This is a genomic window from Gelatiniphilus marinus, assembly GCF_042684345.1.
Classification (GTDB): Bacteria; Bacteroidota; Bacteroidia; order Flavobacteriales; family Flavobacteriaceae; genus Gelatiniphilus; species Gelatiniphilus marinus.
This window is the reverse complement of sequence record NZ_JBHULK010000002.1, coordinates 490,108-516,301: the sequence shown is the minus strand read 5'-3', so window position 1 is coordinate 516,301 and position 26,194 is coordinate 490,108. Positions and strand designations below refer to the sequence as shown.

The 26,194-nt window shown below is 35.8% G+C and carries 23 protein-coding genes; 12 read left to right on the top strand and 11 right to left on the bottom strand.

The features are described 5' to 3' along the window. Window positions 1-5 precede the first annotated feature (5 nt). The 3 genes from lipB to ACFSQS_RS07360 all read right to left on the bottom strand — a co-directional run bounded on the left by lipB (window position 6) and on the right by ACFSQS_RS07360 (window position 2,295). Window positions 6-716, bottom strand: a complete 711-nt coding sequence (lipB, locus tag ACFSQS_RS07370; protein WP_388016400.1) for a lipoyl(octanoyl) transferase LipB — start codon at window positions 714-716, stop codon at window positions 6-8. Between the two features lie 81 nt (window positions 717-797). Continuing rightward, entirely contained in the window at window positions 798-956 is a 159-nt protein-coding gene (locus tag ACFSQS_RS07365) for a YqaE/Pmp3 family membrane protein (RefSeq protein ID WP_388016397.1), read from the bottom strand. 334 nt (window positions 957-1,290) lie between these two features. Continuing rightward, entirely contained in the window at window positions 1,291-2,295 is a 1,005-nt protein-coding gene (locus ACFSQS_RS07360) for a 3-oxoacyl-ACP synthase III family protein (protein ID WP_388016394.1), read from the bottom strand. Between the two features lie 289 nt (window positions 2,296-2,584). Between ACFSQS_RS07360 and htpG the strand changes: the two genes are divergently transcribed. From htpG to ACFSQS_RS07345, 3 genes are all read left to right on the top strand, one after another. After that, entirely contained in the window at window positions 2,585-4,495 is a 1,911-nt protein-coding gene (gene htpG, locus ACFSQS_RS07355; protein ID WP_388016391.1) for a molecular chaperone HtpG, read from the top strand. 267 nt (window positions 4,496-4,762) lie between these two features. Continuing rightward, window positions 4,763-5,608 (top strand): transketolase, encoded by an 846-nt coding sequence (locus tag ACFSQS_RS07350; RefSeq protein ID WP_388016388.1) that lies wholly within the window; start codon window positions 4,763-4,765, stop codon window positions 5,606-5,608. A gap of 36 nt (window positions 5,609-5,644) precedes the next feature. Beyond that, complete coding sequence (locus ACFSQS_RS07345) at window positions 5,645-6,601, top strand: transketolase family protein (RefSeq protein WP_388016385.1); 957 nt, start codon at window positions 5,645-5,647, stop codon at window positions 6,599-6,601. Window positions 6,602-6,743: 142 nt separating this feature from the next. On the opposite strand, the gene ACFSQS_RS07340 is transcribed toward ACFSQS_RS07345, so the two are convergent. The 3 genes from ACFSQS_RS07340 to yiaA all read right to left on the bottom strand — a co-directional run bounded on the left by ACFSQS_RS07340 (window position 6,744) and on the right by yiaA (window position 9,029). Continuing rightward, window positions 6,744-8,018, bottom strand: coding sequence for a DUF2157 domain-containing protein (locus ACFSQS_RS07340; protein WP_388016382.1), 1,275 nt, complete (start codon window positions 8,016-8,018; stop codon window positions 6,744-6,746). 10 nt (window positions 8,019-8,028) lie between these two features. Then, window positions 8,029-8,340, bottom strand: coding sequence for a hypothetical protein (locus tag ACFSQS_RS07335; RefSeq protein WP_388016379.1), 312 nt, complete (start codon window positions 8,338-8,340; stop codon window positions 8,029-8,031). Between the two features lie 212 nt (window positions 8,341-8,552). Continuing rightward, the gene (gene yiaA / locus ACFSQS_RS07330) at window positions 8,553-9,029 is read right to left on the bottom strand and encodes an inner membrane protein YiaA (protein WP_388016376.1); all 477 of its coding nucleotides are present in this window, start codon (window positions 9,027-9,029) and stop codon (window positions 8,553-8,555) included. Window positions 9,030-9,341: 312 nt separating this feature from the next. Here yiaA and ACFSQS_RS07325 point away from each other — a divergent pair, with 312 nt between their 5' ends. Together ACFSQS_RS07325 and ACFSQS_RS07320 are read left to right on the top strand one after the other, a co-directional pair. Next, a complete protein-coding gene (locus ACFSQS_RS07325) occupies window positions 9,342-10,856 on the top strand; it encodes a hypothetical protein (protein ID WP_388016374.1) in 1,515 nt (504 codons plus the stop codon). Window positions 10,857-10,931: 75 nt separating this feature from the next. Further along, on the top strand, window positions 10,932-11,393 hold the full coding sequence (locus ACFSQS_RS07320) for a Spy/CpxP family protein refolding chaperone (protein WP_388016371.1): 462 nt from the start codon (window positions 10,932-10,934) through the stop codon (window positions 11,391-11,393). Between the two features lie 102 nt (window positions 11,394-11,495). On the opposite strand, the gene hemL is transcribed toward ACFSQS_RS07320, so the two are convergent. Genes hemL through ACFSQS_RS07300 form a run of 4 tightly spaced genes read right to left on the bottom strand, consistent with a single transcriptional unit; the run spans window position 11,496 to window position 14,843 of the window. Then, window positions 11,496-12,782 carry a glutamate-1-semialdehyde 2,1-aminomutase gene (gene hemL / locus ACFSQS_RS07315; protein WP_388016368.1) on the bottom strand — a complete coding sequence of 429 codons (1,287 nt, stop codon included), beginning with the start codon at window positions 12,780-12,782 and terminating at the stop codon, window positions 11,496-11,498. 4 nt (window positions 12,783-12,786) lie between these two features. After that, window positions 12,787-13,599, bottom strand: a complete 813-nt coding sequence (locus tag ACFSQS_RS07310; RefSeq protein ID WP_388016365.1) for a glucosaminidase domain-containing protein — start codon at window positions 13,597-13,599, stop codon at window positions 12,787-12,789. 4 nt (window positions 13,600-13,603) lie between these two features. Beyond that, complete coding sequence (locus tag ACFSQS_RS07305; RefSeq protein ID WP_388016362.1) at window positions 13,604-14,515, bottom strand: 1-aminocyclopropane-1-carboxylate deaminase/D-cysteine desulfhydrase; 912 nt, start codon at window positions 14,513-14,515, stop codon at window positions 13,604-13,606. Then, the gene (locus tag ACFSQS_RS07300; RefSeq protein ID WP_388016359.1) at window positions 14,505-14,843 is read right to left on the bottom strand and encodes a hypothetical protein; all 339 of its coding nucleotides are present in this window, start codon (window positions 14,841-14,843) and stop codon (window positions 14,505-14,507) included. Before ACFSQS_RS07300 ends, ACFSQS_RS07305 begins: the two co-directional genes overlap by 11 nt. 119 nt (window positions 14,844-14,962) lie before the next feature. On the opposite strand from ACFSQS_RS07300, the gene ACFSQS_RS07295 reads away from it, so the two are divergent. Both ACFSQS_RS07295 and ACFSQS_RS07290 read left to right on the top strand, forming a co-directional pair. Further along, a complete protein-coding gene (locus ACFSQS_RS07295; protein ID WP_388016356.1) occupies window positions 14,963-15,130 on the top strand; it encodes a DUF5522 domain-containing protein in 168 nt (55 codons plus the stop codon). A gap of 156 nt (window positions 15,131-15,286) precedes the next feature. Beyond that, complete coding sequence (locus ACFSQS_RS07290; protein ID WP_388016353.1) at window positions 15,287-15,826, top strand: DUF4136 domain-containing protein; 540 nt, start codon at window positions 15,287-15,289, stop codon at window positions 15,824-15,826. A 99-nt stretch (window positions 15,827-15,925) separates the two neighbouring features. Here the strand turns inward: ACFSQS_RS07290 and ACFSQS_RS07285 are convergent, their stop codons facing one another. Then, window positions 15,926-16,984 carry a WD40/YVTN/BNR-like repeat-containing protein gene (locus ACFSQS_RS07285; protein WP_388016350.1) on the bottom strand — a complete coding sequence of 353 codons (1,059 nt, stop codon included), beginning with the start codon at window positions 16,982-16,984 and terminating at the stop codon, window positions 15,926-15,928. 98 nt (window positions 16,985-17,082) lie between these two features. On the opposite strand from ACFSQS_RS07285, the gene ACFSQS_RS07280 reads away from it, so the two are divergent. The 5 genes from ACFSQS_RS07280 (at window position 17,083) to ACFSQS_RS07260 (ending at window position 26,190) form a co-directional block, all read left to right on the top strand. Further along, the gene (locus tag ACFSQS_RS07280) at window positions 17,083-18,294 is read left to right on the top strand and encodes an RsmB/NOP family class I SAM-dependent RNA methyltransferase (protein WP_388016347.1); all 1,212 of its coding nucleotides are present in this window, start codon (window positions 17,083-17,085) and stop codon (window positions 18,292-18,294) included. A 2-nt stretch (window positions 18,295-18,296) separates the two neighbouring features. Beyond that, window positions 18,297-19,370 carry an endonuclease gene (locus ACFSQS_RS07275; RefSeq protein WP_388016344.1) on the top strand — a complete coding sequence of 358 codons (1,074 nt, stop codon included), beginning with the start codon at window positions 18,297-18,299 and terminating at the stop codon, window positions 19,368-19,370. 88 nt (window positions 19,371-19,458) lie between these two features. Continuing rightward, window positions 19,459-20,319, top strand: a complete 861-nt coding sequence (locus ACFSQS_RS07270) for a fructosamine kinase family protein (protein WP_388016341.1) — start codon at window positions 19,459-19,461, stop codon at window positions 20,317-20,319. A gap of 113 nt (window positions 20,320-20,432) precedes the next feature. Continuing rightward, on the top strand, window positions 20,433-24,182 hold the full coding sequence (gene purL / locus ACFSQS_RS07265; RefSeq protein WP_388016338.1) for a phosphoribosylformylglycinamidine synthase: 3,750 nt from the start codon (window positions 20,433-20,435) through the stop codon (window positions 24,180-24,182). A 163-nt stretch (window positions 24,183-24,345) separates the two neighbouring features. Then, a complete protein-coding gene (locus ACFSQS_RS07260) occupies window positions 24,346-26,190 on the top strand; it encodes a sulfatase-like hydrolase/transferase (RefSeq protein ID WP_388016335.1) in 1,845 nt (614 codons plus the stop codon). The last annotated feature ends 4 nt before the right edge of the window (window positions 26,191-26,194 follow it).

Below are 26,194 nucleotides of genomic sequence, written 5' to 3'. Positions count from 1 at the left end.
AGAAACTAATTCTGTTTATTGAAAAACTCTGCTTGAAAAAGCGTTGCAAAGTGTTTTAATAGCTTTTCTTTTACCTCATCCGTTGAGACTTCTTTTACACCAAGCTCAACATTTAAAGAGGTTACTGCTTTTCCTCGAATACCGCAGGGAATAATGTTATCAAAATAGCCCAAATTTGCATTTACGTTTAGCGCAAAACCATGCATGGTTACCCAACGGCTTGCACGCACGCCCATGGCACAAATTTTACGGGCAAAGGGTGTACCAACATCTAACCAAACCCCTGTTTCGCCTGGGCTTCGTTCGGCTTTTAAACCGTATTCCGCTAGTGTTAAAATTATCATTTCTTCTAAAAAACGCAGGTATTTATGGATGTCGGTAAAAAAGTTTTCTAAATCTAAAATAGGGTAGCCAACCACTTGTCCAGGCCCGTGATAGGTTATATCTCCACCACGATTAATTTTATAAAAGGTGGCGCCTTTTTCGGCAAGTTGCGTTTCGTTTAAAAGCAAGTTAGACAAGTCGCCACTTTTGCCCAAAGTATAAACATGTGGGTGCTCTACAAACAAAAAATAGTTATGGGTTTGCAAATTAGCATCTTCTCGTCTATTTTTAATTTTGGTATCTACAATGCCTTTAAACAATTGCTCTTGATAATCCCAAGTTTGCTTATAGTCTTTATAGCCTAAATCTTGCAGTTCTATTGTTTTGTTCATAGCCAGCAAAATTACGATATTTTACATGAAAAATAACAGAAAGCTGAGAGCTGAAATATAAAACCAACTGCCAACTGAAAACTAACGGTTTGGATTATTAATAATAACCAATGCAGCGATAACACCTGGTACCCAGCCACAAAGCCATAATATAAAAGTAATTAAAATGGAGCCACAACCTTTGTCTAAAACGGCTAGTGGCGGACAAATAATAGACAGTAAAACTCTCCAGAAACTCATGTTTTTTGTTGTATTTTTAAACTGTTGAAAAACGCTAAAATATGTTTTTTTTATAATTTTATACATGCCACCTACCGGTTAACGTGAAGACGACTTGTTTTTTTATTCGACGTTATTGTATTTATTTTTGTTACAGTTAATGTTTAAAATTTACAAAGCTTTTAACAATCTGTGTAAGTAGGCTTTTTGTTGCAGGTTAGGCACTGCCACTCTCAGGTTAGCCCGCGTTAGGGATTGTAACGGAAATCCTTTTTGTGAGGCACGAGCAAAAAGATTGTATTGGAAAGCCCGACCCTTTTCGGGTAACGCAAAAATGTTTGAAATTTTTATTGGTTTACCATTTTATAATGGCACTGGCCCATGTAAATCCGCTACCAAATGCGGCTAATACTACATTATCGCCTGTTTTAATTTTACCTTCTTCCCAAGCTTCTGTTAACGCGATAATTACCGATGCCGCCGTGGTGTTACCGTATTTTTGTATGTTATTGAATACCTGATCGTCTTTTAACGCAAACTTTTTTTGAATAAATTGAGCGATGCGCAAATTGGCTTGGTGTGGAATTAGCATATCTATGTCTTCTTTTTTCAATCCGTTTTTTTGCAGACCTTCTAAAATAACCTCGCTAAACCGCACTACGGCATGCTTAAAAACAAAAGTGCCATCCATATAAGGGAAGTATGACAAATCTTCTTCTTTGGCTTCTAAAATTTGTGGCACCCAATGCTTGATACTTGGCGATTCTACAATAAGTTTATCGGCATATTTGCCCTCGCTATGCAAGTGGGTAGAGCGTATGCCTTTTGTGGTATCTTCTTCTCTAGATAGCACGCAAGCGCCTGCCCCGTCTCCAAAAATAACCGTAACGCCACGGCCTCGAGTGGTTTTATCGAGCCCATTGGAATGGTATTCTGAACCTACTACCAATATGTTATTGTACATGCCTGTTTTTATAAATTGGTCGGCTACCGAAATGGCATACACAAAGCCCGAACATTGGTTTCTAATATCAATAGCTCCCACATTTTTTAGGCCTAATAATTCTTGAATTTGCACACCGCAACCCGGAAAATAATAATCTGGTGTCATGGTGGCAAACACAACAAAATCAATGTCATCTTTAGTCAATCCAGAACGCTCAATTGCCATTTCTGATGCTTTTGCACCCATAACTGCCGATGTATCTTCTGTCCCTTCTTTTATCCAGCGGCGTTCTTTTATGCCTGTGCGTTCTTGTATCCAGGCATCGTTGGTATCCATCATTTTAGATAAATCGTTGTTTGTTACAACATGTTCGGGAAGGTATTTGCCTAAGCCTATTATTTTTGAATTGTACATATAAATGATCTTTTTTTGTCATTCCCATTAAAACGGGAATCTCTTTAAACGAATAACCAAAGTACAAAATAATACTATCAAATTCCAAAATTTTAAAAATCCATATTCCAAATATCAACAAAATCGTACTTTATATTTTTTTTGAAATTTGCCTTTGTCCCAAAGAAGAAACCGTGTCAGTTTGTCATGTTTTAAGGCTTGGTATTTTTTTTGACTAGCTAAACTCAATAAATAAAAAAAGTATAAACAGTTTTCCATCTTTTTGGAAAATAAAAAATTATAATTTATTATGACAAAAGGAAATATTAATGTATCGGTAGAGAACATCTTTCCTCTCATTAAAAAATTCTTATACAGCGATCATGAAATCTTTTTACGAGAGCTTGTTAGCAATGCTACAGATGCCACATTAAAATTAAAACACTTAACTAATGTTGGCGATGCCAAGGTTGAATATGGCAATCCGCAAATTGAGGTAAAAATCGACAAAGAAGGCAAAAAGCTACATATTATAGACCAAGGCCTAGGAATGACTGCCGATGAGGTTGAAAAATACATTAACCAAGTAGCCTTTTCTGGAGCTGAGGAGTTTTTAGATAAATACAAAGATTCTGCTAAAGATTCAGGTATTATCGGTCATTTTGGTTTAGGTTTTTATTCCGCATTTATGGTGGCCGAAAAAGTAGAGATTATCACAAAATCTTACAAAGATGAACCTGCTGCACATTGGACCTGTGATGGCTCGCCAGAATTCACTTTAGAAACTGCAGACAAAACAGATCGCGGTACAGAAATCATCCTTCATATTGCAGAAGATTCGACTGAATTTTTAGAAGAAACGCGTATTAGCGAACTCTTATTAAAGTACAACAAGTTTATGCCCATTCCTATTAAATTCGGAACCAAGCAAATAAACGACCCCGATTTTACACCAAAAACCACAACAGACAAAGACGGTAAGGAAACCACCGAACCCCACAAACAAATTACGGTTGATAATATTATTAACAACCCCAACCCAGCATGGACCAAACAACCTTCTGAACTAAAAGAAGAAGATTACAGTGGTTTTTATCGCGAATTGTACCCTATGCAATTCGAAGAACCTCTGTTTAACATCCACTTAAATGTAGATTATCCGTTTAATTTAACCGGTATTTTGTATTTCCCAAAAATGGGACAGGATATAAACATCCAGAAAGACAGGATCCAACTGTACCAAAACCAGGTTTTTGTAACCGATAATGTTGAAGGCATTGTACCAGAATTTTTAACCATGCTGCGCGGTGTTATAGATTCCCCAGACATTCCTTTAAACGTTTCGCGCTCGTATTTACAGGCCGATGGCGCCGTTAAAAAAATCTCATCGTATATCACCAGAAAGGTTGCCGATAAATTAAAATCGCTGTTTAATAACAATCGTGAGGATTTTGAAGCAAAATGGAACGACATTAAAATAGTGATTGAATATGGGATGCTTTCTGAAGAAAAATTCTTTGAAAAAGCCGATGCCTTTGCGCTATACCCAACCGTTGATGGCACCTATTATACCTACGAAGAGCTTTACAACAAAATCAAGGCAAAACAAACCGATAAAGACGATAAACTGGTTATCCTTTATGCATCAAATAAAGACGAACAACACAGTTATATAGAGGCTGCCAAAGCCAAAGGTTACCAAGTCTTGCTATTAGACTCGCCAATAGTTTCGCATCTTATGCAAAAGCTGGAAACCACAAAAGACAAGATTTCTTTTGCCCGTGTTGATGCCGACCACATCGATAAATTAATCCAAAAAGACGACACTAAAATTTCTAAATTAGATGACGATCAAACCAAGAAATTAGACACGCTTTTAAAAGAGGTAATACCTTCTGAAAAATTTACGGTGCAATTAGAACCCATGGATAGCGATGCGGCCCCTTTTATAATAACTCAACCCGAATTTATGCGACGCATGAAAGAGATGCAAGCTACTGGCGGTGGCGGAATGAACATGTTTGGCAACATGCCAGAAATGTACAATTTGGTTGTAAACACAAACTCTGCATTAGTTGGCGAAATTTTGGGCACCAAAACAAAAAAGAAGCAAGAGCGTTTAATAAACCAAAGCTTAGACTTGGCCAGACTATCTCAAGGTTTGCTTAAAGGCGAAGAGCTCACTAACTTTATTAAGCGCAGTTACGAGATGATAAAGTAAATCTTCTTTCCAAAAGGAAAATATACCTATTTATATTAAAAAATGAGGCTGTCTGAAAAGGCAGCCTTTTTTTGTTGCAGGTTCAGAATACACCTGAATAAAAAAAACTAATGAGTTTAACTCATACAAAACTAACTGCCAATAAATTAAAATAATCTTATAATTGTTAGAAAATCTTGATGATTGGTTAATAATTGGGGCATTTCAATTTTGTTAAGGCTATTTAAAAGATTATTTTTGTCGCGCAAAAAAACTAATAATTAAAACATGCCAAACACACAACAATTAGAAGATTTAACAACACAGGTTCGTAGAGATATTTTACGCATGGTGCACAAAGTAAATTCTGGTCATCCAGGAGGTTCATTAGGATGTGCTGAATTTTTTGTAGCACTTTATAAAGAGATTATGGATACAAAAGACCATTTTGAAATGGATGGTATTGGTGAAGACCTTTTCTTTTTATCAAACGGCCATATCTCTCCAGTTTACTATAGTGTATTGGCAAGAACAGGTTATTTTTCAGTCGATGAATTAAACACCTTTAGATTAATTAATTCCCGTTTACAAGGGCATCCAACCACGCACGAAGGCTTACCAGGAGTTCGTATTGCCTCTGGTTCATTAGGTCAAGGCATGAGTGTTGCTATTGGTGCCGCTCAAGCCAAAAAACTTAATAACGACAAGCATTTAGTGTATTCTTTACACGGCGATGGCGAATTGCAAGAAGGCCAAAATTGGGAAGCGATTATGTATGCTTCTGGTAAAAAGGTTGACAATTTAATTTCCACAATCGATTTAAATGGAAAGCAAATTGATGGCGCAACAGACGATGTTTTACCCATGGGAAGTATTAAAGCTAAATTTGAAGCTTTTGATTGGATTGTAATTGAAATTGAAGAAGGTAATAATATTGAAGCTATTTTAAAAGGTATGGCAGATGCTAAAGCTGAAACAGGTAAAGGAAAACCAGTTTGTGTCCTGCTAAAAACCGTTATGGGTAATGGCGTAGATTTTATGATGCACACCCATGCTTGGCATGGTAAAGCGCCAAACGACGAGCAATTAGCTACGGCGTTAGCTCAAAACCCAGAAACTCTAGGCGATTATTAACCAAATTCAGATTTTACGAATTACGATTTTAAACTTATGAAAACATATACATACACAGAAAAAAAAGATACTCGAAGTGGTTTTGGCGCTGGATTAACAGAGCTTGGTAGAACCAATCCTAATGTTGTTGCCCTTTGTGCCGATTTAATTGGGTCTTTAAAAATGGATAAATTCATTGAAGAAAACCCAGAGCGTTTCTTTCAAATTGGTATTGCCGAAGCCAACATGATGTCTATTGCCGCTGGTCTTACCATAGGCGGAAAAATCCCGTTTACAGGCACTTTCGCAAACTTTTCTACAGGTCGTGTTTACGATCAAATACGCCAATCTATAGCTTATTCGAATAAGAACGTAAAAATATGCGCATCTCATGCTGGATTAACTTTAGGAGAAGACGGTGCAACACATCAAATTCTTGAAGATATTGGATTAATGAAAATGCTTCCAGGCATGACCGTTATAAACACTTGTGATTACAACCAAACTAAGGCGGCAACAATCGCGATTGCAGAACACGAAGGTCCAGTATATTTACGTTTTGGAAGACCAGCAGTACCTGTATTTACACCAGAAGACCAGAAATTTGAAATAGGAAAAGCAATCACATTAACCGAGGGTACCGATGTTACGATTGTGGCCACTGGACATTTAGTTTGGGAAGCCTTGGAAGCCTCGAAAGCACTGCACCAAAAAGGCATATCTGCCGAAGTAATAAACATTCACACCATAAAACCACTTGATGAACAAGCTATTTTAAATTCGGTTGCCAAAACAGGTTGTGTCGTTACTGCAGAAGAGCATAACATTTTAGGAGGATTAGGTGAGAGCGTAGCAAGAACTCTAGCTTTACACAAACCAACACCACAAGAATTTGTAGCAACAAATGATACTTTTGGAGAGTCTGGAACCCCTGCCCAACTCATGGAAAAATACGGTTTAAACAGCACCTCTATTGTAGAAAAAGCGAAAACTGTTATTCAAAGAAAACAATAAACGCTAAATCTTTTTAAAATAGGCGCTTTAAAGTTGCTGTTTAGCAACTTTAAAGCGCCTATTTTTTTTACATAAACCACCCTATTAGCTAGAATTTGCCACAACAAATCTTATTTACAAAACATCAACAGATTTGTTTGGTTTATGCTTTGTTTTTTTGCCTTTTCAGCATCAAATAATTAGTTAAAAAGAAACCAACGCCAACACTTACAAATAGTATTCCGCGAATAACAAAACTCATATTCGTATCAAAAAAACGGCACACAACAAGCGCGGTTATTATTAACAATCCGTAATTTAAAATTCCGAAATGGAATTTATCGGCACCAATTTTTATGGCAATGATTCCTAAAGCTAAAATAAGTATATTGATTAATATAATTGAAATGAAGTTACCCAACAGCCCCACAAAAAAGATGGCCGTAAAAATGATAAACACAAATTGAAACAGGTTGAAATTTTTAACCCATTTTTTTGAAAACGAATATATTAAAACAGTTATTGTTATTAAAAAAAGCACGATTGACACATAAAATTCTTGAGTGCCAAATACAAAATCGTGTGTTAAAATATCTTGCCACAGCCACTCAAAACTTGTTAATAACAACATGTAAATTGTACCCAAAGAGCCCAAAATCAAATAACCATTTCGTCTTAGTTTTTGGTTGTTAAAAAACGGTATCTTACCAATATTGTAAAGCAATCCGAATAAAACAACATACATTAAAAACCCGTATTCCCCGTTTTTTTCTACAAAAGCCCCCAATACAATTACGGCACTTAAAGGCAATAGCCAGTTAAAAATGGATGTGATGTTATGGGCTTTACTTACTTTTAGTAATTTATAATAGTATGGCATTAACACTGTTACCAACAATAAGTATATCCATGGTGTTTGGTTACCATCAAAATATCCAAAAGCGCAGGCGTAATTTGTTGCAAAAACAATATGTAAAATTGCTAATGCGTTTGATTTTAAAAGATAAATTAATGGCGTGCAAAGCAAAACCCAAGTTAACATATAACTGCTAAAATTTCCGGGAATATTATATATCTGGCTTATTAATGCCAAACTTGCGCCAACTGCGAAAAACAGGAATACGCCCGAAGCCTCTTTCCATGTTACGCTTTTCTTTTTTAAAATGGAGTAGCCCACAAAAAACTGCCCGATAATTAATGGGGCAAATGCAAACCCGGTTTTTATGCTTTTTGAAAAATGGTCCCAATTATGGGCCAAAATCAAAACAACGCCAAGGCCAACCAAAGTGGAGCCTAGAACTGCAAAAACAGTAAATAACCGGTTTGGGGAATCTACTTTTTTAGATTTATAATAATTCTCGATGTTTATGGCAACTTTGGTTGAAATAACTTGTGCTTCAACAAGCTCTTCTATTTGGTTTTTAATTTTTGATTGCATACCTGTTTATTTAAAACACCAATGGCCATAAAGCCTTAATTAAACTACCCCAAGCTAAAAACATGGTAATTAAAGATACGATTAAAGTACAAAATGCAAACGATTTTACTTTTAATTGCATTCTAATATACAATCTTAAAGATAAAAACAATAATATGGGCTGCACTAAAACACTTGGAATTGTAAGCATTTCTTGAAAAACCCCTATTAACACAAAATCCATTTTAAAAACCGTTGAGTTAAGATAAATAAAAAGCAGAAACAGGGACGTAGCTATGCTTAGGTAAAAAACAATCTTTTCTTTATTGTAAATTTTATCCATTTTTTTGTTTTTTAAAACCCCGCAGCCAACAACCACGAGGTTTTGGGTTAATTAACCAACCATCAAAACAAACCGTTGTTGTTTTAGTATTGATTTAAAACACCTGTTGTTCCCAAAGCTTCGGGATTGAAAACCTTACAGGTCTGGAAAAATTGCCATTCCATAATAAACAGGCTTTTTTTATTTGTTGTAAATATAGACGCTTATTGTTTTTATTCAGCACAACTTCTATCTATATACTGCACATCCCGTATGTTTTTTTGTACCGCAATAGCAGCGAACAAACTCAACAAAAAAGACATAGCGTAAAAGCCTTTTTCGCTTAACATTAAATCGGCGTTCCAAAGACCGATAACCAACAGCACTATAGATGCCACGGTTGTAAACCAACTAATACTGTAATAAATATCGGTAACGGGAATGTCCTCTAATTTATCGCGCACCGCTTTTTGCACAGAAATTACCGAGAACAGCCCAAACAATAATATAGTAAAATAATAGCCTTTTTCGTTAAGTTGCATGTTGGCATTCCATAAACCAATGCAATACGAGGTCATACCTATTAATAATGCCGACCACGAGGCGCCTATAAATGCTGGAGTTGGTTTTTGGTCGTAAATTTCAAGTTTTTTTTTAGTCTCAGAAGTTTTAGATTTTTCGTCTAAAGACACCGTTGTTTCATAATTCATAATTTTTGTTTTAATGATTAAATATGATTTACCAACTAAAATTACCGCTATAAAAAGCCATTTTTTAACTTTCTAATTCAAAATAAAAGCCCGCTGTAGCTACTGCAATGGCTCTCTTTTCTTTTTGTATAAAGCAAAAAATAATCATTTTATTTTACAGCAATTTCAATTACTAACTGATACAGTGCAAAACTGCGAAACCTCCGGGAATTGCGAAACATAATATTTAACTAAAACTGACGATATATTATTTATAATTTATAATAAAATCTATATATTTATAGATATTTAATATATTTTAATGACGATTAAATGAATGATTTAAACACTATTATATCTACTTTTTCCAATGAAGACCAACAGCGTTTTATAAACTATTTAGAAAAAAAGAACAAACGTAGCGACACTAAAAACATTCAGTTATTTAAGCATTTGCTTAACAACAATTTAAACTCGAACGACCTTTGTTTTAAACTCTACGGCAATCATAAAAAAGGGGCATATCATGCTTTAAGAAAACGTCTGTACCAATCTATAATCGATTTTATTGCCAATGCAAGTTTACAAGACGAAAAAGCGGTGGATATGCAAATTATTAAATACATATTGGCATCGCGCACTTGTTTGCAGTACAAACAATATAAAGTTGCTTATAAAATTTTAGATAAAGCCGAAATTTTAGCCACAGAGCATTATTTGTTTTCGTTGCTTAATGAGATTTACCATACCAAAATTCAATACGCTTATGGCAACCCTTCGGTAGATATTAACAAAATCATTTCAAAATTCAAAAGCAATCAAAAAAACCATCAATTAGAAGATCAGCTCAATATCGTTTACGCAAAAATCAGACAAACGCTAAATAACACAACCCATAAAGGTAATATTGTAGATTTCCAAACCCTTTTAAACCATACGTTAAAGGAGCACAATATTAGTGTTAACGATTCTATGTCGTTTAAATCGTTGTATCAGCTTGTAGCTATTACTAGTTTTTCGGCTTTTGCAACCAACGATTATTTAAAAATCGAGCCTTTTTTAATTAACACTTATAAATCTTTAATTAAGCATAAAGACATAGAAAAGCAACTGTTTTATCACATTCAAATACTTTATTTTTTAGCAAATACTTTGTTCCGAAATAAAAAATTCAATACGTCTTTGCATTATTTAAACCTAATGCACGAACAGATGAAAGAAAAACGAAATAAACACTACAACACCTTTAAACTTAAATACCATTTACTTTTAAGCCTAAATTTTAATTACACCAACAAACAAAATGAAGCTATAAACTTATTAAAACCATATAGCACCATTAAACATAATGACATTGAAACCATTTTAGATATTAGGTTGAGTTTAACCATGTTTTATTTTCAAAAAAACGATTTAAAAAAAGCATATACACTGTTTTCAAAATTCTACCACACAGATAGTTGGTACACCGATAAAGCCGGAAAAGAATGGGTAATTAAAAAGCACTTAATTGAAATTTTATTACATATCGAATTAAAAAACATAGATTTAGTAGAGTCCAGATTATTAAGTTTTAAAAGAAGCCACAGCAACTATTTAAAAGAAATTAACCAACAACGCGCACTAACTTATTTAACTTTGGTTGAAGATTGCTATAAAAACCCAGAAAAAACAACTTCAGAAGCTTTTAAAAATAAAGTTGAAAACGCTTTTGAATGGATTGACAAAACCCGAGAAGACATTTTTGTAATGAGTTTTTACGCGTGGTTAAAAAGCAAAATGGAAAACCAAAGCCTTTACACTACCACTTTAACACTAATTGATAATATTAAAAACGTTAACACCTAGTTAAAATTGAATAACACATTAAACCTTTCTGTTTTGTATAAGTCCTAACAACAAATAACTTAAAACAAAATAAAAATGAAAAAATTAGCAATAATTGCTCTTGCTTTATTTGCGCTTCAAGCAACAGCTCAAGACGGCAAAAAAGGATACCAAAACAAAGAGAGAGGAGCAAAAATGATGGATCTTTCTGTAGAAGAAATGGCAACATTACAAACAAAAAAAATGACATTGCACCTAGATTTAACCAAATCGCAGCAAGAAAAAATACAAAAACTAAATTTAGAAAACGCCACAAAAAGAAAAGCGATGATGGAGGCCCGCAAAGCCAAAAAAGAAAGTGTCAATGCCGAAAAACCATCAAAAGAGGAGCGTTATGCGATGATGAATGCTAGATTAGACCATCAAATAGCGATGAAAGCAAAAATGAAAGACATATTAAACGACGAGCAATATAAGAAGTGGGAAAAAGGGCAAGCAAAAAAAATGCACAAAAACAAACACCGTAAAAAAGGTTACGGCAAGAAAAAACAACATTGATTTTTTGGTTGGTTAGTTAATTATAGTTTGATTGATGAAAAACGCATCTCGATTTTTGGGGTGCGTTTTGTTTTTTTAATTGGTATTAAAAGTTGATTTGAATTATAACATTTTCGCAACCCTACCAACAGCTTCAATAGTAAAATCCAAATCCTTATAAGTTAAGGCATCTGTAATAAACCAGGTTTCAAAAGCACTGGGCGCAATGTAAACCCCCTCGTTAAGCAAGCCGTGGAAAAACTTTTTAAAGGTATCGTTATTGCCTTTGGCAGCGGTTTGAAAATCTACAACTTCGGTTTCATCAAAATGTACAGAAATCATCGAGCCCACTCTATTAATGGTATGCACAACCTTATTATCATTTAAAACCTTAGAAATACCTTTATGTAAATACGCTGTTTTTTCGGCTAATCTCTTAAAAATTCTGGTATCGGCATTCAGTTCTTTTAACATGGCCAATCCAGCCGCCATAGCTAACGGATTCCCACTTAAAGTCCCTGCTTGATACACAGGTCCCAATGGGGCTAAATAATTCATAATCTCATTCCGAGCTGCAAAAGCACCAACGGGCAATCCGCCTCCAATCACTTTCCCAAAGCAAACAATATCGGCATTAATAGAAAACAGTTCTTGCGCACCGCCTTTTGCTAATCGGAAACCCGTCATCACCTCATCAAAAACCAACAATATATTATGGACATCGCATAAGTTTCTCAAGGCTTGCAAAAACCCTTTATTTGGCGGAATACAGCCCATATTACCAGCAACAGGTTCTATAATAATACAAGCAATTTCATTTTTATTGGCTTCAATTAATTGGGCAACATTTTCAATATCGTTATAACGCGCAAGCAAAGTATCTTTAGCAGTTCCTTTTGTTACTCCCGGGCTGTTGGGCGTGCCAAAAGTTACAGCACCACTACCCGCTTGAATTAAAAACGAATCGGAATGCCCATGGTAGCAGCCTGCAAATTTTACAATTTTGTCTTTTCCGGTAAAGCCTCGAGCCAAACGTACTGCACTCATACAGGCCTCGGTACCTGAGTTTACAAACCGTATTTTATCGATATTGGGCACCATGGAAACGGCCAGTTCAGCGATTTTGGTCTCAATTTCTGTGGGCATGCCAAACGAGGTTCCTTTTTTGGCCTTATCGATTACCGCATTTACAACAGGTTCGTGGGCATGCCCCAAAATCATGGGACCCCAAGAATTTATGTAATCTATCAATCGGTTGCCATCTTCGTCATATAAATATGCCCCTTTGGCTTCTTTTACAAAAATAGGTTTTCCGCCAACGGCTTTAAAAGCACGTACCGGAGAATTTACACCACCGGGAATAACGGTTTCGGCTTGCGCAAATAAGGCGCTGCTGCGTTTGTAAATCATGTTTTTATTGATTTTTAGATGAAGGTTTAACAATTAAAGCCTGCCCAATACTAATGGTGTTATTGTTTAAACCATTTATTTTTTGAAGTTCTTTAACCGTAATATTGTATTTTCTTGAGATGGAATATAGCGTATCGCCCTTTACTACCGTATAAGTTACAGCGTTGCTTAAAGCTGGCGTTTGGGATTTTACATAAGCATCTCCCAACACTTCTTTATCGTATTGGTATAATTTGTAACGCTCTATTAAACTAATTAATTTTTGTGGATATTTTCTATCGGTGGCGTACCCTGCGGCTTTCAACCCTTTTGCCCAACCTTTGTAATCTTCTGGTTTTAACTTAAAAAGTTTAGCGTATCGTTTTCGCCCTGTTAAAAACAGCGAACGGTCTCTAAAAGAGTATTTGGCATCTTTGTATTTTCTGAAACATTCTTGCTTTTCATCGTCGTCGTGATAAATCTTTTTACCTGTCCACCCGTGGCATTTAATACCAAAATGATTGTTGGCTTTTACAGAAAGCCGCCCATAACCAGAACCCGATTCTAAAATACCCTGCGCCAAGGTAATACTTGCAGGAATGTGGTAAAGTTTCATTTCGTTTTGGGCAATACCTTTATAGGTATCTATATATTCTTCAACTTTATTTGCATAAACTTTTGGTGCAGTAACCGTAATTTTATCATCGGTTTTGGTGGTTTTCTCTTTAGTATTAACCTGCTCGGTATTGGTTTTTTGCTTTTTCGTTACCACAGTTTTTTTAGAACGACAGCTTAAAACCATCGCCATTACACAGCATATTACAAGTAATCGTTTCATTTTTTTATTGAATAATTTGTAAGTTTTTCTTTTTTAAAACAGCATTCATTCCAGCGATACCTTGTAAACCTCCTGTATGAATGGCCAATATTTTCGATCCTTTTGGAAAATACCCTTTTTCGATTAAATCGGAAATCCCAAACATCATTTTTCCGGTATAAACCGGGTCTAAAGGTATTTGATAATCTTTTTTAAAATCATTTATAAAACTAATTAAATCTTCATTTATTTTAGCATAGCCTCCAAAATGATAATCAGAAATAAGCTCCCAATTGGTTTTGGCTACAAATTTACTAATATCTTGTTGTAAAAAATCACCTTTTAGAGCCGAAAACCCTAAAACTTTTTGATTAGGTTTAGAAGCACTAATAAGTCCAGAAACGGTGCCTCCCGTACCAACGGCAGTGCATATAAAATCGAAATTTTTATCCGCTTCGCTTAATATCTCTTCGCAGCCTTTAATAGCCAAAGTATTTGTACCGCCCTCGGGCACCAAATAAAAATCGCCAAATTCTTCTTTTAAATTATCGATAAATAATTTGGATGCTTTATAGCGATAAGCCTCTCGAGATACAAACTTAAATTGCATACCGCATTGTTTCGCAAAACTTAAGGTAGGGTTGCTTTTAATTTTTTCGAACAATTCGTTTCCCCTAATAACACCAATGGTGTTAAACCCATGGATTTGTCCAGCAGAGGCCACGGCTGCAATATGGTTTGAATAGGCGCCACCAAAAGTAAGCAACGTTTTAAAGCCGTTATTTTTGGCTTCGATAAGATTGTATTTTAACTTTCGGTATTTATTTCCAGACACAAAAGGATGAATGTTATCCTCGCGTTTTAAAAACAACTCAACCGCTTTGTTTTTTTGCAAAACAATAGGCTGGTTAATACTATTTTCGAGCTTAAAAATCATGCTTGCGAATATACTTTAAAAATCCCCAAAAAAAGCGTTGTTTTAAATAATCTAAATTCAATTCGTTGGCGTAAGCTTCACGTTCAAAAGATATGTTTCGATAAGCCAAATGCCATTTTTTATATTGAATTAATCGAAATAAAAATTCAAACCCATAAACCAAATAAAAAGGAACGAGCAGCATTTCCAACTGTTGTTTTAAATGAATTTTCTCGTGGTTAATTAAAACATAATTCGTTTTATACCGACTTAATTTTAAAAACACAAAAGGAAAAATGGTTAAACCCGTATAGCCTTTAGGCACTAAGTACTTCGAAATGAAAATCATAAATCAATGTAATCAAAAATCAATCCAATATCCACGCTTGCAATGCTGGCAAATAATTATAAATTTTGGCCAAAACAGCCAAGGCATGGTTTTCCAATATATACTATATTTGCAATATAATGAAGAAAATTATCCCTATTGAAGAAGGCGACTATTACCTAACGCCCGAAGGTTACCGCTGTTTTACCGAGCAATACCTTTTAAAACGCGGCTATTGTTGCCAAAGCGGTTGCAGACATTGCCCTTATGGCTACAGCACCAGCACTGCGCTAAGGTCTGGAAAATAAACAAACCCCTTAATATTGCAGAAAAAACCAAGAACTACAACCACTTGGTTTTATTACTCTTGGTACGATTATTGATGTTAATATTACCTAAAAACAAATGCTTTTTTAATGATTTTTTGTATTTTAGATAGAAGAAAAAAACTAAACATTAAGGCTATGAAAAAACTTTTTAAACCATTACTATTTTTAGCATTGTTATTTTTGGTATCGGCATGCAGCTCGGTTAGAGTAGCAACAGATTATGATAAAAATGCAAACTTTAGCGCATACAAAACCTTTGCGTTTTACAAAACAGGTATCGATAAAGCTGAAATTAGCGATTTAGACAAACGCAGAATTCTACGTGCTATCGAGTCCGAGCTTTTAGCAAAAGGCTTTACAAAATCTGAAAATCCAGATTTGCTGGTTAGCTTGTTCACAAAATCTCGCGAAAAAATTAACGTTTACAACAACGGTTTTGGCCCTTACGGCTATGGCTGGGGCTGGCATCCTTGGTATTGGAACAGTTATAATTCTGTATCGCGATCTACCGAAGGTGTTTTGTACATAGATTTAATAGATGCCAGCAAAAAAGAACTGGTTTGGCAAGGTATGGGCACCGGTTATTTATCGCAAAACATGGAGAAAAAAGACGCTCGCATCAAAGAGTTTGTTGCTAAAATTATGGAGAAATATCCGCCGGGTGCTGTTCAGTAATTCAAAATAATTATAGACTAAAACAACATATCTTATCCTTTAAAATTATGCCTTAACCCTTATCTGTTAAGGTATTTTTTTATTTTTATTTGTGTAACATTATTCCCTAAAGGTTAATTTAGAAATCCTGCCTGCGCCAGCGGCATAAGCCACACTATCGTTTAAAAACCTGATGGTGTAAAAACCTTCGTCGCTTAAATGTTTCCAAGAGTTTCCGGTGTCGTTACTGTAATCTATTCCTTTAAACCCAACGGCTACTAGCTCTTTTCCTTTTCCATTTGGTATATATTGCACGCAGCTTCTGTAACCTGGGTTTTGGTTTTGCGCTACCAATTGCCAAGTTTTACCGCCATCAATAGTTCTTATTTTATTGGCAGTATTATGCTCTGGTTTGGTATAATCGCCCCCAATAGCAAAGCCGTTGAGTTCATCGTAAAAATCTATGGAATAAATACCCTCGGTTTCTTTTTCTTTGACGATTGGCGTATCAAAAACGGCCCATGTCTTCCCTTTGTCGGGTGAAAAATACACACGACCGGCAGTTGTAGCTACCCAAGTTTTATCGCCTACAATGGCAATGTTTGTATCGCTTGCAGCAAAAGCGCCTTCGTTTTCTGAAGCTTTTGGTAAATCTTCGCAAGATAATTTAGTCCAAGTATTTCCGCCATTTCGTGTAATGATAATGCTTAAACAGCCATCGGTTGAATCGCCAATGGCAATACCCTCGTTATCGTTCCAAAAATCCATGGAATTGTAAAATATTTTAGGGTGGTTTTCTTGGTAAACAACAACCTTTTCGTCATTCTTAATTTTATATAATCTAGCAGGAGATCCAATAGTGATACCAAATCCATTTTTATTAGTTGATGCAAATGCCCTAAAATTATTCTTAACACTATCATGAGCTATAGGTATTGGATACACAATTTCCAATTCATCATCGTAATCGCTATAATATACAAGACCGCCAAAACCTTTGGATGTAAGAAAAAAGACATTATTATCAACCGTAATTTCTATCGCCCTAACATTCAACAAAGAATCTTCCAAAAGATGATTAATTTCAACTGAAGATATATTTTTAGGCACAAACTTACCCTGCTTTTTTCCACAAGAAAACAAAACAAAAAAAACAATAATGGGAGCCAATCGATTCATGAGTATAAATTTACTATTACACTCAAATAAACGAATAAATAAATCAACACACAAACAAATAAACTTTTAACGTACCTTTGCATGCTTAATATTTTACAATGCGATTACACAGAAATTTATGTTTTGCGGTTATTGATGGTTTAACCCTAATTTTTAACGAAGGCAAGTATGCCGATAAAGTGATTCAACAACTATTAAAACGCGATAAACGTTGGGGCGCACGCGACAGGGCTTTTGTTGCCGAAACCACTTACGACATCGTACGCTGGAAACGCTTGTACGCCGAAATTGCCGATGTAAAAGAGCCGTTTGACCGTAATAACCTATGGCGTATGTTTGCCGTTTGGGCTACCTTAAAAGGCATAAAATTACCCGATTGGAAATATTTTGAAGGCACACCATTGCGCAAAATAAAAGGGCGTTTTGATGAACTATCGAAAATTAGGAAATTCAAGGAGTCTATTCCAGATTGGATGGATGAAATAGGCGAACAAGAATTAGGAAAAACCGTTTGGACTAAAGAAATTAACGCTTTAAACCAACAAGCCGATGTTATTTTAAGAGTAAACACTTTAAAAACTACCAAAGAAAAATTACAAGAAGTTTTATTTGATTCTGATATTGAAACCGAAACTTTAAAAGGCTATCCATATGCTTTAAAATTAAAAGAACGCACCAATGTTTTCTCTGCCGAAGCCTTTAAAAAAGGTTGGTTCGAGGTGCAAGACGCCTCGTCGCAATTGGTCGCTGAGTTTTTAAACGTAAAACCCGGTATGCGGGTGGTTGATGCTTGCGCGGGCGCAGGCGGTAAAACCTTGCACATTGCAGCCTTAATGGAAAATAAAGGGCAAATTATTGCTATGGATATTTACGAAAACAAGCTTAACGAACTAAAACGACGCGCCAAACGAAACGGGGCACACAATATTGAAAACCGCACAATCGATTCTACCAAAGTTATTAAAAAACTATACGATAAAGCCGATCGTGTTTTAATTGATGCACCATGTTCTGGCCTGGGCGTACTGCGAAGAAACCCCGATGCTAAATGGAAATTGCAACCCGATTTTATCGAAAAAATAAAAACCACACAGCAAGATATTTTACAGCAATATTCTAAAATGGTTAAAGCTGGCGGGAAATTGGTTTACGCAACCTGCTCTGTGTTACCATCTGAAAACCAGAAACAAGTTGATAAATTCTTAACATCCGATGCTGGAAAAAGTTTTACATTTGTAAAAGACAAAAAAGTGATGGCACACCAATCGGGGTTTGATGGCTTTTATATGGCACTCTTAGAAAAAAATTAAACATGAAACATTTTTACACATTATTATTACTAATATCAATCAGTTTTTACGCTTTTCCGCAGCAAGCGTATTATAATGGGATCGATTTTGATAATTTATCGGGGTCAGATTTAAAAGATGCATTAGCTACAAGAATCATCTCAACACATACAAACCCTTTAAACTATATTTGGGAGGCATGCCAAAACACTGATTTAGACCCCATGAATAATTCCAACGTGCTGTTAATATATGGTTGGGAAAATGGAACTGATGGAGATGTTACAAATGATTTATACAGAGACGTAAACAATAACGGCGGTAGTGTTGGAGATTGGAACAGAGAGCACACCTATCCAAATTCTTTAGGTACTCCCAAGCTAGAAACGGGAGGAAAGAATATGACATCTTATAGCGATGCCCACAATTTAAGAGCATCAGATGTGCAACGGAACGGACAGAGAGGTAATAAAAAATTTGCAGCAGGTTCTGGAAATTCTAAAACCGTTAACGGAGGTACGGATTGGTATCCAGGCGATGAATGGAGAGGCGATGTTGCTAGGGTTATAATGTATATGTACCTGAGATATGATAGCCAATGTTTACCTTCAAATGTTTCTAACGGAAATACAAATGCTTTAGATTCAAACATGATCGACCTACTATTATATTGGAACGAAGCAGACAAAGTTTCTGCCTATGAAGATGCTAGAAACACATACCATACCAGTGGAGACACCTATTCTCAAGGCAACAGAAACCCGTTTATAGACCAACCCTATCTTGCCAATATGATATGGGGAATTCCTGCCGGACAAAATGCAGCAGAAGATCGTTGGAATCTGCTATCTATTAATGAATATCCCCTATCATCGGTAAAAATCTACCCAAACCCTTTAAAAAACGATTATTTAAACATTAAAACAAAAACATCACTAAGCATAGAAATTTACAATGTTTTGGGCAAAAGAGTTTTGACTAACAAAGTTGATGCCCATAACAAAACCATAAATGTTTCCAGCTTAGCTAAAGGCGTTTACCTCGTTAAACTGTCATCTAAAAACGGTTCTACCACAAAAAAGCTAGTTAAGCAATAAACCCGTTAACCACATAGCAATTAACACTTTAAAGGTCGTCCATAATTTTGATGACCTTTTCTTATTTTTACAACACAAGCTAAAAAAAGTGGATTCGTTTTACATTAAACATATCGAGGATATTTTAAGTGCCAAGGTTAAAAACGTTATAACGGTTTCTGGTGGCGATATTTCCCGAGCATTTAAAATTGAAACGGAAATTGGCCATTATTTTTTAAAAACAAATTCGAACGCCAACGCTTACAACATGTTTAAAGCCGAAAAATTAGGTTTAGAAAACATAAAAGGCTCACAATCCGTTGCGACTCCAAAAGTTATCGCTTGTGGCATTTTAAAACAAGCTGCATTTTTACTGATGGAATATGTAGAACCTAAAACACCCTCAGAAAAAGATTTTAAAAACTTCGGAGAGCAATTAGCAAAATTGCACCAATGCACTTCCAACAGTTTTGGTTTAAACCAAGATAATTTTATTGGCAGTTTACCACAAAGCAACCAACAACATAAAAACTGGCTAGATTTTTACACCTATGAGCGTTTGCTACCCCAACTTAAATTAGCACAACAAAAAAACTTGCTTTCAAATTATGAATGTCCTTCCAATGAAACCATTAAATCACATTTAAAACCACTTTTAAAAAACATAAAACCATCGTTATTGCATGGCGATTTATGGTATGGCAATTATTTAATTTCAAATAATGGCCTACCATATTTAATAGATCCTGCAATGTATTACGGGCATAGCGAGGTAGATATTGCCATGAGCAAACTTTTTGGTGGCTTTGGAGAATCGTTTTACAAAGCCTACCATTCGCAATTTCCACAAAACCAACATACAGCGGCCAGAATAGAAATCTATCAGCTTTACTATTTGCTAGTACACTTAAACTTATTTGGCAGTTCGTATTACGGCGCGGTAACTTCCATTTTGGCAAAACACTTTTAGACAACTGTTAAAAACGCTGTTAACAAGCCGTTTTGTTTGCCAAAAAATAAATGCTCATTATAGCCGAAAAAATGTATTTTTGCACTTTCTTTAAACATGTAAACTAAAACATAATGATTCATTTCTTTGGAAACGCAAACAGCAAGGTATTTGCTGTTCAAACAACAAAAGAATTATCTGCCCAAACCATCTTAAAATTAGAGTGGTTATTTGGCAACCAGCCCAAAATAGAACAAGCATCGTTAGATGCTTTTTTTGTTGGCCCCCGCGCTGCCATGATTACACCTTGGAGTACCAATGCGGTTGAAATTACCCAAAATATGGGAATTTCTGGCATCGTCAGAATTGAAGAATTTACAGCGGTTACCAAAGATTTTAAGGATTTCGACCCCATGATTTCAGAAAAATTCGACGGTTTGAATCAAGACTCCTTTACCATTAATATTCATCCAGAACCCATTTTAAATATTGAAGATATTGCCGCTTACAATAAACAAGAAGGTCTGGCCTTAAGTGATGAAGAAATAGATTACCTAAAAGGTGTCGCCAAAAAAATTGGCAGGCCATTAACCGATTCTGAAGTGTTTGGGTTCTCGCAAGTCAACTCAGAACATTGTCGTCATAAAATTTTCAATGGCACTTTTATTATCGATGGCGAAGAAAAACCAACGTCACTTTTTAAGCTTATTAAAGAAACCTCAAAACAAAACCCGAACGATATTGTTTCGGCATACAAAGACAATGTTGCTTTTATAAAAGGCCCAAAAGTAGAGCAATTTGCGCCAAAACGTGCCGATGTCCCGGATTATTACACCACTCAAAATTTTGATTCTGTTATCTCGCTTAAAGCGGAAACCCATAATTTCCCAACAACCGTTGAGCCTTTTAATGGCGCTGCAACAGGCTCTGGTGGCGAAATTAGAGACAGACTTGCTGGCGGAAAAGGCTCGTTACCATTAGCAGGAACAGCGGTTTACATGACCTCATATTCACGGTTAGAAAAGGATAGACCCTGGGAACAAAAATTTGAAGCGCGTAAATGGCTGTACCAAACACCAATCGATATTTTAATAAAAGCTTCAAACGGCGCATCCGATTTTGGGAATAAATTCGGCCAACCCCTTATTTGTGGTTCCGTTTTAACTTTTGAGCATGACGAAAACAACGATGCCGTTCAGAACGATAGTGAAGAATCTCATCCTCGTAAACTTGGTTTCGATAAAGTCATTATGCAAGCTGGTGGTATTGGCTACGGAAAAACAGATCAGGCCATAAAAGACACACCAAAACAAGGTGATAAAATTGTTATTCTTGGAGGTGAAAACTACCGCATAGGTATGGGTGGCGCTGCAGTATCATCAGCAGACACAGGCGAATTTGAATCTGGCATTGAACTCAATGCGGTACAACGCTCAAACCCAGAAATGCAAAAACGTGCTGCCAACGCTATTCGTGGAATGGTTGAAAGCGATGAGAATTTTATTGTTTCCATTCACGATCATGGTGCTGGCGGACACTTAAACTGCTTATCTGAATTAGTTGAAGACACCGGTGGAAAAATAGATTTAGACAAATTACCCGTTGGCGACCCAACGCTTTCTGATAAAGAAATTATAGGAAACGAATCTCAGGAACGCATGGGCTTGGTAATTTCCGAAAAACATATAGATACACTTCAAAAAATAGCTGAACGCGAGCGTTCGCCGATGTACACCGTTGGCGATGTTACGGGAGACAACCGCTTTACCTTTCAATCTAAAACCAAAGGCAACAAACCCATGGATTTAGCTATGGAAGATATGTTTGGAAGCTCTCCAAAAACCATAATGACCGACAAAACCATAAAAAGAAATTACAGCGATGTTACTTATAATTCTGATAATTTCTACATTTATTTAGACCAACTCTTACAACTCGAAGCTGTAGCATGTAAAGATTGGCTAACCAATAAAGTGGACCGTTGTGTTGGCGGTAAAGTAGCCAAACAACAATGCGTTGGCCCATTACAATTGCCCTTAAACAATGTTGGTGTAATGGCATTAGATTACAAAGGAAAAGAAGGCATTGCAACTTCTATTGGGCACTCGCCTATTTCTGGCTTAATAAACCCAGTAGCCGGAAGCAGAAACTCGATTACCGAAGCCTTAACCAATATTGTTTGGGCTCCTTTAAAAGACGGTTTACAATCGGTTTCGCTCTCTGCAAACTGGATGTGGCCTTGTAAAAACGAAGGTGAAGATGCACGATTATACGAAGCCGTACAAGCCATTTCTGAGTTTGCAATCGATTTAGGCATCAATGTTCCAACAGGGAAAGACTCCTTGTCCATGAAGCAAAAATACCCGAATGATGAAGTGATTTCTCCTGGTACGGTTATCGTTTCTGCCGCAGCAAATTGTAACGATATTAACAAAATTGTCGAGCCCGTTTTTCAAAACCCAGAAACTTCGATAGCAAGCACTATATATTATATTAATCTATCGCAAGACAACTTTAAATTGGGCGGAAGCTCATTTGCGCAAATCTTAAATAAAATAGGAAACGAAACGCCCAATATAAAAGATGCCTCTTATGTTAAAAATGTATTTAACACCATTCAACAATTAATAAAAGACGAGCAAATTGTTGCCGGACACGATGTAGCTTCTGGCGGATTAATTACAACATTATTGGAAATGTGTTTCGCCAATACCAATATTGGAGCAGAATTAGATCTTTCTGCCTTAAATGAAAAAGATTCCTTTAAAATTTTATTTGCTGAAAACTCAGGAATAGTATTTCAAGCTAAAGATGCTTCAATTGAAACCGTTTTAACTGATGCACATATTAAATTTCATAACATAGGAAAAGTAACCGATTCTGATGTTTTAAGCATTATCAATCAAGCTGAAGTTTTTACCATGACAGTATCTCGCTTACGCGATGTTTGGTACAAAACCTCTTTCCTGCTCGACAAAAAACAAACCGCAAATAATTTGGCTGAAGATAGATTTAACAACTATAAAAACCAGCCATTACAATATACATTCCCAAAACATTTTACAGGCAAACTAAACGATGTCATTGCATCAAATAAAGAGATTGCCACATCGCAAACTCCTCGCAATAACGGCAAACGACCTAAAGCCGCTATATTACGCGAGAAAGGTTCAAACTCCGAGCGCGAAATGGCAAACGCCATGTATCTCGCCGGTTTTGATGTTAAAGATGTGCACATGACCGATTTAATTTCGGGTCGCGAAACCCTTGAAGACATTCAGTTTATTGGTGCTGTTGGCGGTTTTTCAAACTCTGATGTTTTAGGTTCTGCCAAAGGTTGGGCTGGGGCTTTTAAATATAACGAAAAAGCAAATACAGCCCTTAAAAAATTCTTTGAAAGAAAAGACACTTTATCTGTAGGTATCTGTAACGGTGCACAACTTTGGATGGAATTGGATTTGGTAAATCCGGAGCACGAAACCCATGGAAAACTGACTTATAACGATTCGCATAAACACGAAAGTGCGTTTACTTCAGTAAAAATTCAAGAAAATAATTCGGTAATGCTCTCCACACTTTCAGGAACCACTTTAGGCGTCTGGATTTCGCATGGCGAAGGCAGGTTTGATTTGCCCTATCCAGAAGATAAATACAACATTGTAGCAAAATATGGTTATGCCGAATATCCGCACAATCCTAATGGATCAGATTTTAATACGGCCATGATGTGCGATAAAACCGGGCGTCATTTAGTAACCATGCCACATATTGAGCGCTCAACGTTTCAATGGAATTGGGCACATTACCCTAAAGATAGAAAAGACCAAGTATCGCCATGGTTAGAGGCTTTTGTAAATGCCAGAAAGTGGATTGAAAATAAATAGAAATTAATCTTAATTTATAAAAGCTCCTTTAGTAAAAATAACTTTAGGAGCTTTTTTTATGGTTTCAATAATCCTGTTTTTTGTAGTAAAATGCAAGTTATTAGTCTAAAAAACTTCAAATGGTTTATAATATTTTTAACTTTAAAGGATTATCCTTAAAACTATGCGTACTAATTTCTTTTCTCTTCTAAATACAAAACATATAAATCTGTTTATATTATTTATTAGTTTACACTGCTTTGCCCAAAATAAGCCAAACGTAATTGTTATTTATACCGATGACCAAGGCGCTGTAGATTTGGGGTGCTACGGCGCAACCGATATTTACACTCCTAATATCGATAAACTTGCAAAACAAGGCACGCGCTTTACACAAGCTTATGTGGCCGCACCTGTTTGCGCACCATCTAGAGCCGCTTTGTTAACAGGTAAATACCCCCAAAATGCAGGCGTTAATGGCAACACCTCGCATGTACCAAATTCTCATGGCATGCCAAACGAGCAATACACGCTTGCCGAATTATTTAAAGATAACGGTTATAAAACTGGGCATATTGGCAAATGGCATTTAGGAATGAGCGCAGAAACCTCGCCAAACGCACAAGGTTTCGATTATTCTTTCGGGCATTTAAGAGGCTGTATAGACAACTACTCTCATTACTTTTTTTGGGCCGGACCCAATGTGCACGATTTATATGAAAATGGCAAAGAAGTATTTTACGATGGGCAATATTTCCCAGACTTGGCATCAAATAAAGCTTTAAAATATGTTGAAGACAACAAAGAAAATCCTTTCTTTATGTACTACGCCATCAACATGCCACATTACCCCTATCAGCCTACTAAAAAATGGAGAGAGTATTACAAAAGTGCAAAAAAACCCAGAGGCGATTATGCGGCGTTTATTTCAACAATAGACGAGCGTATTGGGTTTTTAATGGATAAACTGGAAGCACTCGGAATACGAGACAACACTATTATTGTTTATCAATCCGATAATGGTTATTCAACTGAAACGCGCGCCTTTAATGGCGGCGGAAATTCTGGCCCGTATCGAGGTGCAAAAAGCAGTTTGTTTGAAGGCGGCATTAGATTACCTACCATTATTAGTTGGAAAAACAATTTGCCGGAAAACATTGTAAATGATGAATTTTTTGTAAATATAGATTGGTTGCCAACATTGGCTAAACTTTGCCATTTTAACTTACCAAAACACATTGATGGCTTGGATATGTCTGAAATGATTAAAACACCAAATACCGCTTCAGAAAGAACAGGTGCTTTTTGGAAATACGGTAACCAATGGGCCGTTAGAAATGGTAATTGGAAACTTATGGGTTACCCAAAAGACACCTCAAATAAAGGAAAATTAGATTTAGAAAATGATGCTTTATTTTTATCCGATTTAAGTGAAGATGTTTCAGAAATGAAAAACCTTGCAGATAAGCATCCAGAAATTGTTGAAGCACTTAAAGCAAAATATTTAGCTTGGGAACACGGTTATGAAACCGACATTCCCAAAAAAACAAAACCCATAAATCATTTAGGAAAACACGGTAAAATTAAAGCTGTTAAAAAACTTAATAACCGATATAAAAACATTGAAGTTTTAATTGACGGGAAACGAGGCTATGTTGATTACAGCTCTGGGCAATGGATTGGGCAAGAAGGAAAAGATTTGGAGTTTATTTTAGATTTGAATGAAATGAAATCGATTTCAGAAATAACAATTGGTTATTTGCACAATCCATCAAATTGGGTATTTAGTCCAAAGCTATTTGAGATTAGTTTTTCAAATGATGGACTAACATTCAGCAATACTATTCAATCTGAAACTTCAACAAAAATCAACACTAAACATAATTTTATCGACACCCTTACAATTCAAACTAAACAAAACGCTCAGTTTATAAAAGTAAACATAAAAGGTATTAAAAATATTCCTGAAGGGCATGAAGGGGCTAGTAACTCTGGATGGATTTTTATTGATGAAATCATAATTAAATAGCTTA

Coding starts and splice junctions, on each gene's coding strand:
- lipB (WP_388016400.1), bottom strand. CDS start 716: ATGAACAAAACAATAGAACTGCAAGATTTAGGCTATAAAGACTATAAG.
- ACFSQS_RS07365 (WP_388016397.1), bottom strand. CDS start 956: ATGAGTTTCTGGAGAGTTTTACTGTCTATTATTTGTCCGCCACTAGCC.
- ACFSQS_RS07360 (WP_388016394.1), bottom strand. CDS start 2,295: ATGTACAATTCAAAAATAATAGGCTTAGGCAAATACCTTCCCGAACAT.
- htpG (WP_388016391.1), top strand. CDS start 2,585: ATGACAAAAGGAAATATTAATGTATCGGTAGAGAACATCTTTCCTCTC.
- ACFSQS_RS07350 (WP_388016388.1), top strand. CDS start 4,763: ATGCCAAACACACAACAATTAGAAGATTTAACAACACAGGTTCGTAGA.
- ACFSQS_RS07345 (WP_388016385.1), top strand. CDS start 5,645: ATGAAAACATATACATACACAGAAAAAAAAGATACTCGAAGTGGTTTT.
- ACFSQS_RS07340 (WP_388016382.1), bottom strand. CDS start 8,018: ATGCAATCAAAAATTAAAAACCAAATAGAAGAGCTTGTTGAAGCACAA.
- ACFSQS_RS07335 (WP_388016379.1), bottom strand. CDS start 8,340: ATGGATAAAATTTACAATAAAGAAAAGATTGTTTTTTACCTAAGCATA.
- yiaA (WP_388016376.1), bottom strand. CDS start 9,029: ATGAATTATGAAACAACGGTGTCTTTAGACGAAAAATCTAAAACTTCT.
- ACFSQS_RS07325 (WP_388016374.1), top strand. CDS start 9,342: ATGAATGATTTAAACACTATTATATCTACTTTTTCCAATGAAGACCAA.
- ACFSQS_RS07320 (WP_388016371.1), top strand. CDS start 10,932: ATGAAAAAATTAGCAATAATTGCTCTTGCTTTATTTGCGCTTCAAGCA.
- hemL (WP_388016368.1), bottom strand. CDS start 12,782: ATGATTTACAAACGCAGCAGCGCCTTATTTGCGCAAGCCGAAACCGTT.
- ACFSQS_RS07310 (WP_388016365.1), bottom strand. CDS start 13,599: ATGAAACGATTACTTGTAATATGCTGTGTAATGGCGATGGTTTTAAGC.
- ACFSQS_RS07305 (WP_388016362.1), bottom strand. CDS start 14,515: ATGATTTTTAAGCTCGAAAATAGTATTAACCAGCCTATTGTTTTGCAA.
- ACFSQS_RS07300 (WP_388016359.1), bottom strand. CDS start 14,843: ATGATTTTCATTTCGAAGTACTTAGTGCCTAAAGGCTATACGGGTTTA.
- ACFSQS_RS07295 (WP_388016356.1), top strand. CDS start 14,963: ATGAAGAAAATTATCCCTATTGAAGAAGGCGACTATTACCTAACGCCC.
- ACFSQS_RS07290 (WP_388016353.1), top strand. CDS start 15,287: ATGAAAAAACTTTTTAAACCATTACTATTTTTAGCATTGTTATTTTTG.
- ACFSQS_RS07285 (WP_388016350.1), bottom strand. CDS start 16,984: ATGAATCGATTGGCTCCCATTATTGTTTTTTTTGTTTTGTTTTCTTGT.
- ACFSQS_RS07280 (WP_388016347.1), top strand. CDS start 17,083: ATGCGATTACACAGAAATTTATGTTTTGCGGTTATTGATGGTTTAACC.
- ACFSQS_RS07275 (WP_388016344.1), top strand. CDS start 18,297: ATGAAACATTTTTACACATTATTATTACTAATATCAATCAGTTTTTAC.
- purL (WP_388016338.1), top strand. CDS start 20,433: ATGATTCATTTCTTTGGAAACGCAAACAGCAAGGTATTTGCTGTTCAA.
- ACFSQS_RS07260 (WP_388016335.1), top strand. CDS start 24,346: ATGCGTACTAATTTCTTTTCTCTTCTAAATACAAAACATATAAATCTG.